At 34.8% G+C, this 13686-nt stretch carries 13 protein-coding genes; 8 read left to right on the plus strand and 5 right to left on the minus strand.

The window, feature by feature from the left end:
• Nucleotides 1–102 precede the first annotated feature (102 nt).
• On the minus strand, nt 103–1491 hold the full coding sequence (gene glmM / locus G3A46_RS08380) for a phosphoglucosamine mutase (protein WP_165148687.1): 1389 nt from the start codon (nt 1489–1491) through the stop codon (nt 103–105).
• Nucleotides 1488–2558: an acyltransferase gene (locus G3A46_RS08385; protein WP_165148690.1), complete on the minus strand. Its 1071-nt coding sequence runs from the start codon at nt 2556–2558 to the stop codon at nt 1488–1490. The genes glmM and G3A46_RS08385 overlap by 4 nt, the downstream gene beginning before the upstream one ends.
• A 40-nt stretch (nt 2559–2598) precedes the next feature.
• On the opposite strand from G3A46_RS08385, the gene G3A46_RS08390 reads away from it, so the two are divergent.
• Nucleotides 2599–3183 carry an ACP phosphodiesterase gene (locus G3A46_RS08390; protein ID WP_165148693.1) on the plus strand — a complete coding sequence of 195 codons (585 nt, stop codon included), beginning with the start codon at nt 2599–2601 and terminating at the stop codon, nt 3181–3183.
• Nucleotides 3180–4895, plus strand: coding sequence for a gamma-glutamyltransferase (gene ggt, locus G3A46_RS08395; protein WP_165148696.1), 1716 nt, complete (start codon nt 3180–3182; stop codon nt 4893–4895). The genes G3A46_RS08390 and ggt overlap by 4 nt, the downstream gene beginning before the upstream one ends.
• A gap of 45 nt (nt 4896–4940) precedes the next feature.
• On the opposite strand, the gene ccsA is transcribed toward ggt, so the two are convergent.
• The 3 genes from ccsA to G3A46_RS08410 form a co-directional block, all read right to left on the minus strand.
• Nucleotides 4941–8135 (minus strand): cytochrome c biogenesis protein CcsA, encoded by a 3195-nt coding sequence (gene ccsA, locus G3A46_RS08400; RefSeq protein WP_165148699.1) that lies wholly within the window; start codon nt 8133–8135, stop codon nt 4941–4943.
• Nucleotides 8136–8309: 174 nt separating this feature from the next.
• Nucleotides 8310–8696, minus strand: a complete 387-nt coding sequence (locus G3A46_RS08405) for a group III truncated hemoglobin (RefSeq protein ID WP_165148702.1) — start codon at nt 8694–8696, stop codon at nt 8310–8312.
• A 5-nt stretch (nt 8697–8701) separates the two neighbouring features.
• On the minus strand, nt 8702–8989 hold the full coding sequence (locus tag G3A46_RS08410) for a hypothetical protein (protein ID WP_241836871.1): 288 nt from the start codon (nt 8987–8989) through the stop codon (nt 8702–8704).
• Nucleotides 8990–9067: 78 nt separating this feature from the next.
• Between G3A46_RS08410 and G3A46_RS08415 the strand changes: the two genes are divergently transcribed.
• The 6 genes from G3A46_RS08415 to G3A46_RS08440 all read left to right on the plus strand — a co-directional run bounded on the left by G3A46_RS08415 (nt 9068) and on the right by G3A46_RS08440 (nt 13685).
• A complete protein-coding gene (locus G3A46_RS08415; protein WP_165148705.1) occupies nt 9068–9655 on the plus strand; it encodes a Crp/Fnr family transcriptional regulator in 588 nt (195 codons plus the stop codon).
• A gap of 112 nt (nt 9656–9767) precedes the next feature.
• Nucleotides 9768–10523 (plus strand): DUF2520 domain-containing protein, encoded by a 756-nt coding sequence (locus G3A46_RS08420; protein ID WP_165148708.1) that lies wholly within the window; start codon nt 9768–9770, stop codon nt 10521–10523.
• 30 nt (nt 10524–10553) lie between these two features.
• Nucleotides 10554–11081, plus strand: coding sequence for an HAD-IIIA family hydrolase (locus G3A46_RS08425; protein WP_165148711.1), 528 nt, complete (start codon nt 10554–10556; stop codon nt 11079–11081).
• A 52-nt stretch (nt 11082–11133) separates the two neighbouring features.
• Nucleotides 11134–12048, plus strand: coding sequence for a geranylgeranylglycerol-phosphate geranylgeranyltransferase (locus G3A46_RS08430; protein WP_165148714.1), 915 nt, complete (start codon nt 11134–11136; stop codon nt 12046–12048).
• Between the two features lie 75 nt (nt 12049–12123).
• The gene (locus G3A46_RS08435; RefSeq protein ID WP_165148717.1) at nt 12124–12711 is read left to right on the plus strand and encodes a Maf-like protein; all 588 of its coding nucleotides are present in this window, start codon (nt 12124–12126) and stop codon (nt 12709–12711) included.
• Between the two features lie 32 nt (nt 12712–12743).
• Complete coding sequence (locus G3A46_RS08440; RefSeq protein WP_165148720.1) at nt 12744–13685, plus strand: septum formation inhibitor Maf; 942 nt, start codon at nt 12744–12746, stop codon at nt 13683–13685.
• Nucleotide 13686: the final 1 nt, after the last annotated feature.

Genomic DNA, 13686 nt, shown 5'->3' on the forward strand with positions numbered 1-13686 from the left:
TTCATCTTAATTAAGAATCTTCTTTATATTGAATTGAGGGAATTAAAATTCAAAAAAAAATGGCCCCAACTGGGGCCATTAATATTTAATCTATGATGTTTACTAAATATTAGCTATTGCTTTAATTTCAGCAATAATCTTATCGGCTAAGCTATCTGCTTCTTCTTGCGATTTGGCTTCGGTATATATTCTAATAATAGGCTCTGTATTGGATTTACGTAAGTGTACCCAATTTTCAGGGAAATCAATTTTAACTCCATCTATGGTATTGATATCTTCTGATGCATACTTGGCTTCCATAGCTTTTAAAATTGCATCTACATCCAATGTTGGAGTAAGCTCAATTTTCTTCTTACTCATAAAATATGAAGTGTATGTTTTACGAAGTTCGCTAACAGCCATTTTTTGTTCCGCCAAATGACTTAAGAATAAAGCTACTCCTACCAAGCTATCACGACCGTAATGCAATTCTGGATAAATTATTCCACCATTACCTTCACCGCCAATTACAGCCTTGGTTTCTTTCATCATTTCAACCACATTCACTTCCCCAACTGCACTAGCCGTATAAGTTCCGTTGTGTTTTTCGGTAACATCGCGTAAGGCTCTAGACGAAGACATATTGCTAACAGTGTTTCCTGGTGTATGTTTTAAAACATAATCAGCAACAGCTACTAAAGTGTATTCTTCCCCAAACATTTCACCTTTTTCATCAACAAAAGCTAAACGATCTACATCTGGATCTACTACAATTCCGAAATCGGCATTTTCGTCTACTACCATTTTCATCAAATCGCCCAAATGCTCTTTTAAAGGCTCTGGGTTGTGAGGAAAATGACCGTTTGGAGTACAATATAATTTTACTGGCTCTACTCCTAAAGCTTCTAATAATAACGGTATCGCTATTCCTCCTGTTGAATTAACACCATCAACCACTACTTTAAACTTACAAGCTTTAATAGCATCGACATTTACTAGAGGTAAATCTAAAATTTCATCGATGTGTAAGTCTATATAGGCATCGTTTTTATGAATTTCGCCTAAGTCATCAACTTCTGCAAATTCTATATTTCCTCCTTCAGCAATATCAAGAATTTCTTGTCCCGCTGCAGCATTTAAAAACTCACCTTTATTGTTCAATAATTTAAGAGCATTCCATTGCTTTGGATTGTGGCTAGCTGTAAGGATAATTCCACCGTCGGCGTGTTCCATCATTACTGCCATTTCAACTGTAGGAGTGGTAGAAAGATCTAGGTCTATTACCGTTATACCCATCCCTACTAAGGTGTTCATAACCAATTGCTGAATCATTTCACCAGAAATCCTGGCATCACGACCCACCACTACTCTATGTGTTTCTTTGTTGCGTTGTTTCTTTACCCAACTACCGTATGCAGCAGCGTATTTTACAGCATCGATTGGAGTTAAGTTTTCACTCTGTAGGCCGCCAATTGTTCCGCGTATACCTGATATAGATTTAATTAAAGTCATTTTCTAAATTTATTTTTCAATTTTAAAAAGTAAAGCTCAAAGTAAGTATACGATATATGAGCTATTAAAATAGTTCCTGCGAAGGTAAGCAGGAGCATCAAAAATACGGTTAATTTTTTATTAAGGTTTTGAAGGATTTCTAGTTCTAAAAACAAAAATACAACAGCGTTTAGAATTATGGCGTGATACATATATATTCCGTACGAAATACTTCCAAAATGATTAATTATTTTATTATTCATTTCCACTCCGCGATTGTTGAATGCCAAGGTATGTACAAAGAATCCGAATAACAAACAGGTTATTAAAGAACGAAGCCACAAAGGTTCAAACATAAATATATCGGTAAAATAAAACAGTAATGTTGCCAAACAAACTAGCAGAGGAAAAAATTTTCTACGTTTAAAAATCTCTAACATTTTCTTTTCTTCAAGTATAGCAATAACTCCACCTGTGAAAAGGTAGAAAAACACAAAAGTATAATTGCGAAGTACTTCAAAAATATTTGACCAGTATAGAATGAAATACCCAAGCAGCAAAGCGCTTAGAATTGGCAAAATCCATTTGGTTTTAATAAAAAAAAGTAAAGGGGCTATGAATAAATAAAACTGTTCTTCAATCCCAATTGACCATAGAATTTCAATAATTCCACCGGGTTCGTAAACTTTTGCGAACACATTCGGTAGAAAGAAAACATTATATAACAGAGCTTCCTTCCACGTATATTTTATCTCAAAATAAATATTTAAATAGGGTAAAATCACATTGTAAAAGAAAAATCCAAAACCTAAAACTAGATAATACAAAGGAAATATTCGCAGAATTCTTTTAATGTAAAAGTCTCTAATAGAGAATGTACCCCGAATTTTGGCGCGGTAAATAATTCTAATAATTAAAAACCCGCTAAGTACAAAAAACATATAAACGGCCTCCAAACCACGATGAAATATAGGAAGCCCATCAAAATAAGGAAGTCCCTGGTTAGCGGAAAGTTGAGGCAAGTGAAACAGCAACACAAGGGATGCTAGAAAAAACCGCAACGGGTCTAAATTGGGTAACCTCTTCAATTTTCAGTATTTACAGATCAAAAATACATATATTTATTGAATGAATTTTTTAGCACATATATATCTCTCCGGAGATGACGACGAAATTACAATTGGCAATTTTATTGCAGATGGCATAAAAGGAAAGCGTTACCTAAAATACCCGCCTAAGATTGCAAAAGGTATTTTATTGCATCGCGAGATCGATTCCTTTACCGATTCTCACCCCACTGTTCATAAAAGCACCAAGAGACTTCACAAAAACTACAGCCATTATAGTGGCGTAATTGTAGATATACTTTACGACCATTATCTTGCAAAAAACTGGAAAAAATATTCCGATCAACCTTTGGATGAATATGTTGAAGAATTTTATGAGTTGCTTCGTAATAACTTCACCATACTTCCCGCTAGAATTCAGCGAATGATGCCGTATATGATAGCTGATAACTGGTTGCTGAGCTACGCCACTGTTGAAGGTATAGGAAAAATACTAGCCCAAATGAATGTACGCACTAAAGGAGTTGCAAAAATGAACTTAGCAGTAGTGGAACTCGAAGAATATTACGAAGAATTTGAATCTGAATTTACCTCATTTTTTGATGAATTAATAATACATTCTAACCAAAAACTTATCGAATTATGAAACATTACTCATTAATTTTAATTGTTTTATTACTATTTGCCTGCAAAGAAAAAGTTACCACCCAAAACAGCTACGAAAAACCGAAAACCGAAAGCAAAGAAGCTGTAGTAGCTGATAGTGCAATGGTAGTTTCAGCTAGAGAAGAAGCTTCTCGCATTGGCACAGAAATCCTAAAAATGGGTGGAAATGCTTTTGATGCTATGATAGCTACCGAAATGGCATTATCTGTTTGTTTTCCCTATGCTGGTAATTTAGGTGGCGGTGGGTTTATGGTTTACCGCAGCGAATACGGTGAAATAGGGTCTTTAGACTATCGTGAAAAAGCTCCTATTGCCGCTACAAAAAACATGTATTTAGACAAAGAAGGAAACTTTATACCCGAAAAAAGCTCTGTAGGAGCGCTTGCTGTGGGCGTGCCTGGTACAGTAGCAGGAATGTTTGCAGTACACGAGAAGTTGGGAAGTTTACCAATGGAAGTAATTTTAAAACCTGTTATCGACCTTGCTAAAAACGGATATATTATTACCGAACAACAGGCAAAAAGGTTGGAACATTACAAAACCATATTTGAAGAAGTAAGCGGTGAAAAAAATCTTTTTACTGAAACATATAAGAAAGGTGACACTCTTAAAAACGCAGCTTTAGCAAATACCTTAACGTTAATTGCTCAAAACGGACGTTCTGAGTTTTATGAAGGAGAAACAGCTAAAAAATTAGTCTCCTTTTTAAATGAAAAAGGAGGAATTATAACGCTAGAAGATCTAGCAGCCTACGAAGCACAGTGGCGTGAGCCAATTGTTTTTAACTATAAAGATTTAAAAGTAATTTCGATGGCACCTCCATCCAGCGGTGGAATTTGTTTATCACAAATCTTAAAAATGGTTGAACCCTTTCCTCTTTCTAGCTATGGGCACAACAGTGCAAAATACATTCAGGTGCTTGCTGAAGCCGAACGTCGTGCGTATGCCGACAGAAGTTTTTACCTTGGAGATCCCGACTTTGTTGAAATTCCAACAGATTCACTTCTCAATGACGCCTATTTATCACAGCGAATGCAAAGTTTTTCTTTTGATGCTGCTACGCCTTCTTCAGAAGTAAAACCAGGAGTAATTATGGGGTATGAAAATACAGAAACCACACATTATTCTATCGTAGACTCCTTTGGAAATGCAGTTTCGGCTACTACAACATTAAATTCAGCTTATGGTTCTAAACTTTACGCTAGTGAACTAGGCTTTTTCCTAAACAATGAAATGGACGATTTTAGTGCAAAACCAGGAGCACCTAATGTGTACGGACTCGTAGGAGGCGAAGCTAATGCTATAGCCCCTCAAAAACGAATGTTAAGCTCTATGACACCAACAATTGTTGAAAAGAATGGTGAACTCTTTATGGTAGTAGGAACGCCTGGAGGTTCTACAATTATCACCTCGGTAGCACAAACAATTTTAAATGTTTATGAGTTTAATATGAATATGCAAGAAGCTGTTGATGCACCTCGTTTCCATCATCAATGGTTACCTGATGCTGTTAGATATGAATTTGAAAGATTCCCTCGTGAAATCATTGAGGAATTAAAACAAAAAGGATATCCTGAAAACCTCGAAACTGATCCAATTATTGGAAAAGTTGATGCAATTTTAAGATTAGAAAACGGCAAATTACAAGGCGGTGCAGACTATCGCGGCGACGATACTGCTGTTGGCTTTTAGTTATTTATAAAATAGAATTATTACTAATCCAAACGAATTAAGGTTTTACTTAACTCGTTTGGATTTTTTCTTTTTCTTAATATAAAACTTCTTGTATCTAAAGTAAGACACCGCACTTAATACTACTGCAAATAAAGTAATCCACCATACAAACGTTGGTGTTGCAGGTGCATCACCACTAGCGTAAGAGTGAAGACCACTTAAGTAGAAGTTTACTCCGAAATAAGTCATCATAATTGAAGCGTATGAAAACAACGCCAACATATTGAATGTCCATTTTCCGCGTAATCCTGGTACTAACCTAGCGTGGATTACGAAAGCATAAACCATAATACTAATAAGTGCCCAAGTTTCTTTTGGATCCCAGCCCCAGTATCTACCCCAGCTTTCGTTAGCCCACTGTCCACCTAAAAAGTTTCCGATGGTAAGCAGAACCAATCCAACAGTTAGCGCTAACTCCGTCACTACTGTAAGCTCGGTAATGTTTAATTCCATTCGCTTAAAGTTTTTCTTGGTAGTGAAAATCATAAGGAACATAGAAACTACTGCTAGCATCATTCCGAGTGTAAATGGACCGTAACTCATTACAATTACTGCTACGTGAATCATTAACCAATAACTATCAAGTACCGGTTGTAGGTTTGCAATAGAAGGGTCTAACCAACTCTGATGTGCAACCCATAGAATAATTGCACCCGCAAACGATGTAGCTGCTACAGTTAAATCACTACGGTTACCAAAAGAAAGTCCAAAGAAAATTGTTGCCCATGCTACATAAATTACAGACTCATAAGCATCACTCCAAGGTGCGTGACCACTTACATACCAGCGTAAAGCAAGCCCTAGCGTCATTGCTATAAATAAAACCCACATAATAACTTTTGTAGATCTTATTAAAACTCTAAGTACTTTTCGATCTTTTATAAGCTGAGCTACAATGAATACAATCATTATAATTCCAAATACTGCGAAGTATTTATACAAGCGATTGAAAATATCAACTTTATTGTAAAAAGTTTCTGCTCTCAGTTTATTTTCAGAAGGCATTATATCTGCGCTGTATTTTTTCTGAAAATTGGTAATACTCTCTAATAACTCATCAGATTTGGAGTAATCACCGTTTTCACGTGCTTTTTTAAGGCTATCAAAATACAACGGAAGTATGTTTTTAGCATACAACGAGTCCATTCCTGTTAGGTTGGCTTCATTCAATTCTGGGTATGAAACCCATTTCTTACTCTCATCATTTGGAATTGGGAAGATTTTTAAAATCCCTCCACTTAATGCAGAGTTTAAAAGCGAAAAGTTTTCGTGAGCTTTTATAAAATCCTTTTGGTATTGGTTAGGAGTATTAGTGCTTGTTGCAGCCGCCAAAAATGGTTCTAGTTTGTAATTTCCTTTGTCGTCAAAAAGATCTAATAGCGAAATATTTTTTTGATCTTCAGAAACTCCAGCAACGTGACGGATACTATCGTTTCCGCGTTTAAGCGCAATTAAAGGCACTTCAACCCATAGTCTAGGAAATTCCGTCATCGAAATAAACACCTGGTTAGCATCCAATCCTTGATAGTGGTCGCTTCGGCTTATTTTTCTTAATAATTCACTTGAGAAAGTGTTTATAGGCTTCATTCGCCCATTGTCTTGAATAATCAAGTGTCCAAATTCGGCTGCGTGTTCTTTGCTTACAGCATTAGCAACGATTAACGAATCTATCTTTGCTTTATCAACAGGTGGTCTATGCGTTGAGTGCTCACTGTGTTGTGCCATACCACTAAAAGAAAGTAGTAGCACCAAAACAGTAATCATGTTTTTCTTCTTCTTTTTAATTTTAGTAAGCGTTTTTTCAAGCTTACCAAAACGACTGTGTTTAGTAAAAAGAATTGCCATTAATCCAACGTATAGTAAGAAGTAACCAATGTATGTAATCCAAGTTCCCCACCAGTCGTGGTTTACAGAAAGAATTGTTCCTCCTTCATCAGGATCGAATCCAGATTGGAAAAAACGGTAACCTTCATGGTCTAGTACGTTATTCATAAAGATATCGGCGTCAAAATGTGTTTTATCCTCATTGATAACAGTAACCTTACTCATAAATGAAGAATACCCTTTTTCAGTACCAGGATATTTTTCAGCAATAAAATCGTTTAATGTTATAGAAAATGGAAGTTCAATACTTTCAGAGCCGTAAGACATATAAACTTTTAAGCCATCGATATGCACTTCGTTTGGATTTGGCGAAGTTCCTCTTCCTCCAAGTAGCTCAACTGTTTTGGTCTCATTATCAGTAGAAACTTCAAGAATAAGTGCATCTTGGTTGCTAGGTTCATCTGCTGGAGCTTTAACCATTCCAAATTCACCTTTAGTAATTGGATCAGGAATTACAAATGATGTTCCTGCCATACGGTAAAGCGATCGCATATTAAACGGTTGAACGCTGTCGGCTACAACCTCCCCTTCCATTTGGTCTGCCATTCGCATAAAGTTTCCGGCAAATGGACTAGAAATTGTGTGATTCCCGTCTTCAGAAAAAGTAATATTTATCGCACCATCAGTAGGTTTATTAATAGCAAAAAGAATGTTGTGAATATTAGAAACATCACCCACTTTAGCCCAGTGTTCGTGACGTTCTCCATCTCCAGACTCAACTATCTTTATATATTCTTCGCCATCTTCAGTTTCTCTTAAATCTTGCTTAGCACCTTTGATGAAATTCTTATACTTGATTGTAACATCCTTGCCGTTATAATCAGTGTTTATAGTGAAGTTGTTATTTAACTTTTCAGAAAGACGAAGTTTTTTTGGTTTTACTTTTCTGCGTTGCGCTACACCATTGACCATGTAATCTCCATCGATAAATACGTCTAGGTAGGTTTCTTCAGAAAGAATAGAATTTTCTGTCTGTCCTTCACGAATATGCATCACCCCTTCAAAGCCGATATATCTTGTTACCGCAGCTCCAACTATAACTAAAATTAGAGAAACGTGAAGCAATAAAGTAGCCCACATTTTAGGTTTATGAAGATTATATCTAAAAATATTTCCTACGAAGTTTATGGCAAACAATACCATAATTGCTTCAAACCACCAGGCATTGTAAATAAGTTCACGAGTATATGGCGTTGGCGGACTTTGGGAGTCTGCATCCATAAATGTACCCGCTGCCATTGCAATGGCGTAAACGATAAATAAAACTGCTGTTAATTTGGTAGAGAAAAGGACGGAAGCAATCTTTTTTTGCATTTCGATAAATTTTGCTGCAAAAATAAGTAATTGCGTTCATTTAATCTATTAAAAACACATAGTACTTACACTGCTAAAACACACGTTTATTTAATGTTATAAATACTTGAATTTAATTCAATATTTTCGTTAAACACATTGATTTTTACCTATTAAACTCAGTAATTATTGAAGTTAATTATTTCGAGAATTGAATATGTTTAAATTCAGAAATGTCCCCATATTTCTAGCTCTATTTTTGGCTATTTCGGCTGTTTCGCCTTCAAAAAGTTCATTTATGGTTTCGTGCCATAGATTAATCCACGTTCCAAAATGAAGTTCGTTGATTGTACCGCCCACTTTCTTATCAACTTCAACATGAGCATGCATTGGGTTTCCGAAGTATTTTCGTTGAAAGAAAAGATTGGTCTCCCAAAAATCTGTAAGTAGTTCCAGATGTGAAGGCCAATCCTTTATGATTCCATTGAAAATAGGTCCGAGAAGTTCGTTTTTCCTGACTTTCGAATAAAAAGTATTTACAAGTAAGGATACATCTTCCCGAGATTCAATTTTCTTTTTCATTGTTTTTACAGCAAAGTTATCAAAATCAGCAATATGTTTACAACCATACTTACTGTTAAAAGCCAAAAGGCGAAGTTTTTATTAGAGCCCGCCAAAAGTGCTGCGTTATAGCCCATACAAAGAGAGACGACAATTGTAAGTTCTATTCCCGACAATAAACTTGTACCTTGAGCCAAAATTGCCATCGCAGCGATAGAACCCACGCAACTATTTAGAATGATTGTTAAGGGAATATACATATAATAGTCCTTTGAAAACTCGTGCTGCATTTCTTTTATAGATAGATGTCTCATAATATTAGGGTTTTGTATAATTTGGAGTAAATTTACAAAGCGAACCAAGCCTTATTTTATGAGGCAAATCATAAAGAGATGATTCCTGAAGAATTATTATTAGATTATGAAGCAACACTAGAAAACATTGCCGCTTCAGAGATTATTTTAAACGAAAATACTCGTGCAGATTTCTATTTTCAGATAAAAATTGGAGAGGTGAAAATGTTTAATGTAAACGATGACGGGAAGGAATTTGTTCAAGGATTTTTTTACAATGGTGAAAGCTTTGCGGAGCCTCCTCTATTTGCAGATTTTAAGTATCCCGCTTCAGCGGCAGCAGTAAAACAAACAGAGTATTACAAACTGCCGAAAACAAAATTGTTTGAATTACTCACCCACAATCCTGAAATCAATTTAAAATTCACCAAAGCTTTAGCTAAACGACTTTACTATAAAGCCACAATTTTAAAAGAAATATCTGTTCACTCTCCAGAACATCGCATTTTGACTTTGATAGATTTTCTAAAAAAGAAATATGGAAGCGACGAATTATTTCAAGTAGAACTCACTCGACAGCAAATTGCAGATTTAACGGGACAAAGAGTTGAAACCGTAATTCGAGCCATCAAGCAACTAGAGCAAGAAGGTGAAGTGAAAATTATCAAGCATAAAGTGTTTAGGTGAGAATAAGACTTTAGACTTGAGAAAATTAAAATCTAACATTCGACTTATCTAAAGAGAATATAATTAACCTCAAAATCAATTTTGAAATTTATAAAAAGGCTAACTTCGCGTTATGATAAATGTGATTCTTTTAGGCTTTGGCAACGTAAATAGCCACTTATTCAAAGCTTTTAAAAACAGCAGTCAAGCAACTGTAAAACAGGTTTTTAACAGAAGTAAAATCGACTTAGATTCTTCATCTCAATCAATTTCTTTTACTGATAAAATTTCAGAAATTGAAGAAGCCGATGTCTATATTATTGGCATTCCAGACGACGCTATTTCATCTTTTTCTGAAAGCTTGGCCCTTCGAAATAAATTGGTTGTACACACTTCAGGCGGCGCGGCTATGGATGTACTTTCTAAAAACAACAGACGTGGAATTTTTTATCCACTGCAAACCTTTTCAAAACAACGAGAAGTTAGTTTTAAGAATATCCCAATTTGTATAGAAGCCGAAAACGCTTCAGATTTGGAAATACTTCAAAAGTTGGGAGAGACCATTTCTGAAAATGTTACAGAAATTTCATCCGAGGAAAGGGCTAAACTACATTTAGCTGCAGTTTTTGTAAATAATTTCACCAATTACCTATATCATATAGGCGGTGATATTTTAAATAAGGAAAACCTTCCTTTTGATTTGCTTAGGCCATTAATTCAGGAAACAGCTTTAAAAATTGAAACCCTATCCCCAAAAGAGGCACAAACAGGTCCAGCAAAACGAAATGACGTTAAAACCATTGAAAAACACTTAAATTTGTTGGATGACAGTAATTATAGAAAAGTTTACGAACTATTTACTGATGCCTTAAAGAACAATTTTAAATAAGAAAATGAGTATTCATAGAAAAATAAGAAAATGAGTTATAAAGAATATTTAAAAAACATAAACACTTTTATTTTTGACGTTGATGGTGTTCTTACCGACGGAAGCATCCAAGTTAACACCCAAGGTGAAATGTTTCGCACAATGAATGTGAAAGATGGCTATGCACTTAAAACTGCTGTAGACAAAGGTTTTAATGTATGTGTTATTTCTGGTGGATCTAATGAAGGCGTGAGAGTGAGACTTCAAAATCTAGGAATAAAAGATGTTTTTCTTGGAGCTCATAATAAAACTGAAATTTTAGACGACTACTTAAAAACTCATAATTTAAAGAAAGAGAACATTCTCTATATGGGTGACGATTTACCTGATTATGAAGTAATGCAGGAAGTTGGTTTGCCTACATGCCCACAAGATGCAGTACCGGAAATAAAAAACATCTCTAAATACGTTTCACATAAAAACGGTGGAAAAGGATGCGTTCGAGATGTTATTGAGCAAGTGCTAAAAGTACACGGAAAATGGCTAATGACTGAAAAAGTTAGTGCTAAATACGATTAATTTAAGTTGAAGATTGACACCTAACAAAATTGCTGAATTTAAAATCTAACTCTTGAATTACCTTAATCTAGTTCGTTACCAAAACCTGTTTTTTATCGCCTTGGTGCAAATACTTATTAGGTATGGGCTTTTTATACCTTTTGAAGTTGATATTACACTAAGTGATTTCAATTTTGCTTTGCTTGTAATAGCAACACTTTGCATTGCTGCAGCCGGAAATATTATCAATGATATTTATGATGTTGAAATTGATAGAATCAACAAGCCACAGAAAGTTTTAATCGGTAAAAAGATTTCGGAACAAACCGCGAACAACCTATTTATCGCCCTAAATGTTATAGGTGTAGGAATAGGGTTTTATCTTTCTAACAGCATCGGGAAGCCAGGTTTTGCTGCGCTTTTCATCGTTTTCTCTGCTTTGCTTTATTTGTATTCTTCTTATTTAAAAGGAATTATTCTTTTAGGAAATTTAGTAGTCTCCTTTTTAGTTGCAATGAGTCTTATAATGGTAACGCTTTTTGATTTGTTACCTGCAATTACAATCGAAAATAAGGAATTACAATCGGCGGTTTTTAAAGTTGTGCTTTACTTTTCATTTTTTGCGCTAGCACTTAATTTTATTCGTGAAATAGTTAAGGATTTACAAGATATAAACGGTGATAAAAAAGGAGGTATAAACACGCTGCCAATTGCTATTGGTAGAAAAAGAACAAGTAGAATTGTTTTTGTATTAGCGGCCTTGATGGTTTTCGGGATTATTTATTACATGTACGAATACCTTTACAATTATCAAGTTTTATCACTTTACTTCCTTTTTGCAATTGTAGGACCCCTACTCTTTTTCTGTGTGAAAATTTGGGACGCAAAAACAGTAAAACATTACGCATTACTCTCTAAAGTATTAAAAGTTGTAATGTTTTTGGGAATTTGCTCAATTCCGCTTTTTCAATATGTAGTTTTGGAGTAAATAATTTAAATCTTGAATAAGTGGTTTCACAAATCTATCTATAAAACCACAACACAGAGAAACCTTGAATTAAAAATGCTAAAAGAAAAATTAAAAAACTACAATATCATCCTTGCTTCAGGCTCGCCACGAAGACAAGCTTTTTTTAAAGATTTGGATGTAGATTATTCCATTCAAGTAAAAGAGGTTGATGAAAAATACAATTCAGATTTAAATCGAGAAGAAATTACGGATTTCCTCTCTCAGCTTAAAGCATCCGCGTTTAGATCACTTAAAACTAACGATATATTAATTACTAGCGACACTATTGTTTGGAAGGATAATAGTGCTCTTGGCAAACCAAAAAATAGTCAAGAAGCCAAAGAAATGCTTAAAAGCTTAAGCGGCCAATTTCACGAAGTTATAACTTCCGTTTGTTTTACATCCAAAGAGTTTCAAATTACAGTAAACGACACTACAAAGGTTTGGTTTAAAACGCTCACTGAAGAGGAAATTGACTACTATATTAAAACTTACAAACCCTTTGACAAAGCGGGAAGCTATGGAATTCAGGAATGGATTGGATATATAGGAATCGAGAAAATTGAAGGTTGCTATTTTAATGTAATGGGATTACCTACCCGCCTTGTTTATAAAACGTTAACCGAGATTGTCGAGCGCTGATTTTTTGCTATTTTTACGTAAAACCTTCGCCCATGTATCTCTTCAGACTTCTTGCAGTACTTTTCCTATCTCTATTTTTATTTAGTTGTAATTCTTCCGAAGAAAAAAAAGAATTCTCTAAAAATCAAAAAGAGACCATTAAGGAAAAAGATGTTGCCTACAGAAACGTTTCGCAAGAGTTTAAAGATTATTGGTACAGCGGAAAGGCAGAAATTACTTCGTACGATTTATCTCAAGTACGCTACGGTGAAATTAGAAAAGGGAAAGCGGTAAACATTTTTGTTTCAGAAAATTTCTTACCCAAGGAACAAGTAAAAGCAGATAACGATTCCAAAGAAAATATTTCAGTATTAAAATTAAATCAAACTAAGAACTTCAATACTGGTATCTATCCTTATTCTGTAATGACAAGCACATTTAGTCCAATTTCTACTCAAGAAAATGCAATAAAGATCAGTAATAGTGTGCAGGAATGGTGTGGGCAGGTTTACATGCAACTCAACAATAGAAATGAATACGAAATTAAAAGCCACTCTTACTTTGCTGATGAAGGTGATAAAAATTTTAGTGTGCCTAAAACTTGGTTAGAAAATGAACTTTGGAACCTCATCCGTATAAACCCAGAAGAATTACCTACGGGTAATTTAACGCTAATCCCTTCATTTGAATACTTGAGATTTTATCATAAAGAAGTAAAAGCCTACAATGCTACAGCAAGTTTAAAGCAAGGGGATTCTATTTCAATTTACACCTTAAACTATCCTGATTTACAAAGAGAACTAACGCTATTTTTTCAAAGTAATTTTCCATATGAAATTGAAAAATGGGAAGAGGTAAATGCTCAAAAAACTAATGACACTAGTCATCTTAAAACAACTGCCATAAAATCTAAGCGTATACAAAGCGCTTATTGGAAAGAAAACAAAAATGAGTTTTTGCACCTTCGCGATTCATTGGGATTGAAAACCTACTAAT

It is taken from the genome of Aequorivita sp. KMM 9714 (assembly GCF_011065475.1).
Lineage (GTDB): Bacteria > Bacteroidota > Bacteroidia > Flavobacteriales > Flavobacteriaceae > Aequorivita > Aequorivita sinensis.

What these genes read in the sequence shown, in the direction of transcription:
- G3A46_RS08405 (WP_165148702.1), bottom strand. Translation starts at nt 8,696, where the DNA reads ATGAAAAAGAAAATTGAATCTCGGGAAGATGTATCCTTACTTGTAAAT.
- G3A46_RS08440 (WP_165148720.1), top strand. Translation starts at nt 12,744, where the DNA reads ATGTATCTCTTCAGACTTCTTGCAGTACTTTTCCTATCTCTATTTTTA.
- ccsA (WP_165148699.1), bottom strand. Translation starts at nt 8,135, where the DNA reads ATGCAAAAAAAGATTGCTTCCGTCCTTTTCTCTACCAAATTAACAGCA.
- G3A46_RS08410 (WP_241836871.1), bottom strand. Translation starts at nt 8,989, where the DNA reads ATGAGACATCTATCTATAAAAGAAATGCAGCACGAGTTTTCAAAGGAC.
- glmM (WP_165148687.1), bottom strand. Translation starts at nt 1,491, where the DNA reads ATGACTTTAATTAAATCTATATCAGGTATACGCGGAACAATTGGCGGC.
- G3A46_RS08415 (WP_165148705.1), top strand. Translation starts at nt 9,068, where the DNA reads ATGATTCCTGAAGAATTATTATTAGATTATGAAGCAACACTAGAAAAC.
- G3A46_RS08435 (WP_165148717.1), top strand. Translation starts at nt 12,124, where the DNA reads ATGCTAAAAGAAAAATTAAAAAACTACAATATCATCCTTGCTTCAGGC.
- ggt (WP_165148696.1), top strand. Translation starts at nt 3,180, where the DNA reads ATGAAACATTACTCATTAATTTTAATTGTTTTATTACTATTTGCCTGC.
- G3A46_RS08390 (WP_165148693.1), top strand. Translation starts at nt 2,599, where the DNA reads ATGAATTTTTTAGCACATATATATCTCTCCGGAGATGACGACGAAATT.
- G3A46_RS08425 (WP_165148711.1), top strand. Translation starts at nt 10,554, where the DNA reads ATGAGTTATAAAGAATATTTAAAAAACATAAACACTTTTATTTTTGAC.
- G3A46_RS08420 (WP_165148708.1), top strand. Translation starts at nt 9,768, where the DNA reads ATGATAAATGTGATTCTTTTAGGCTTTGGCAACGTAAATAGCCACTTA.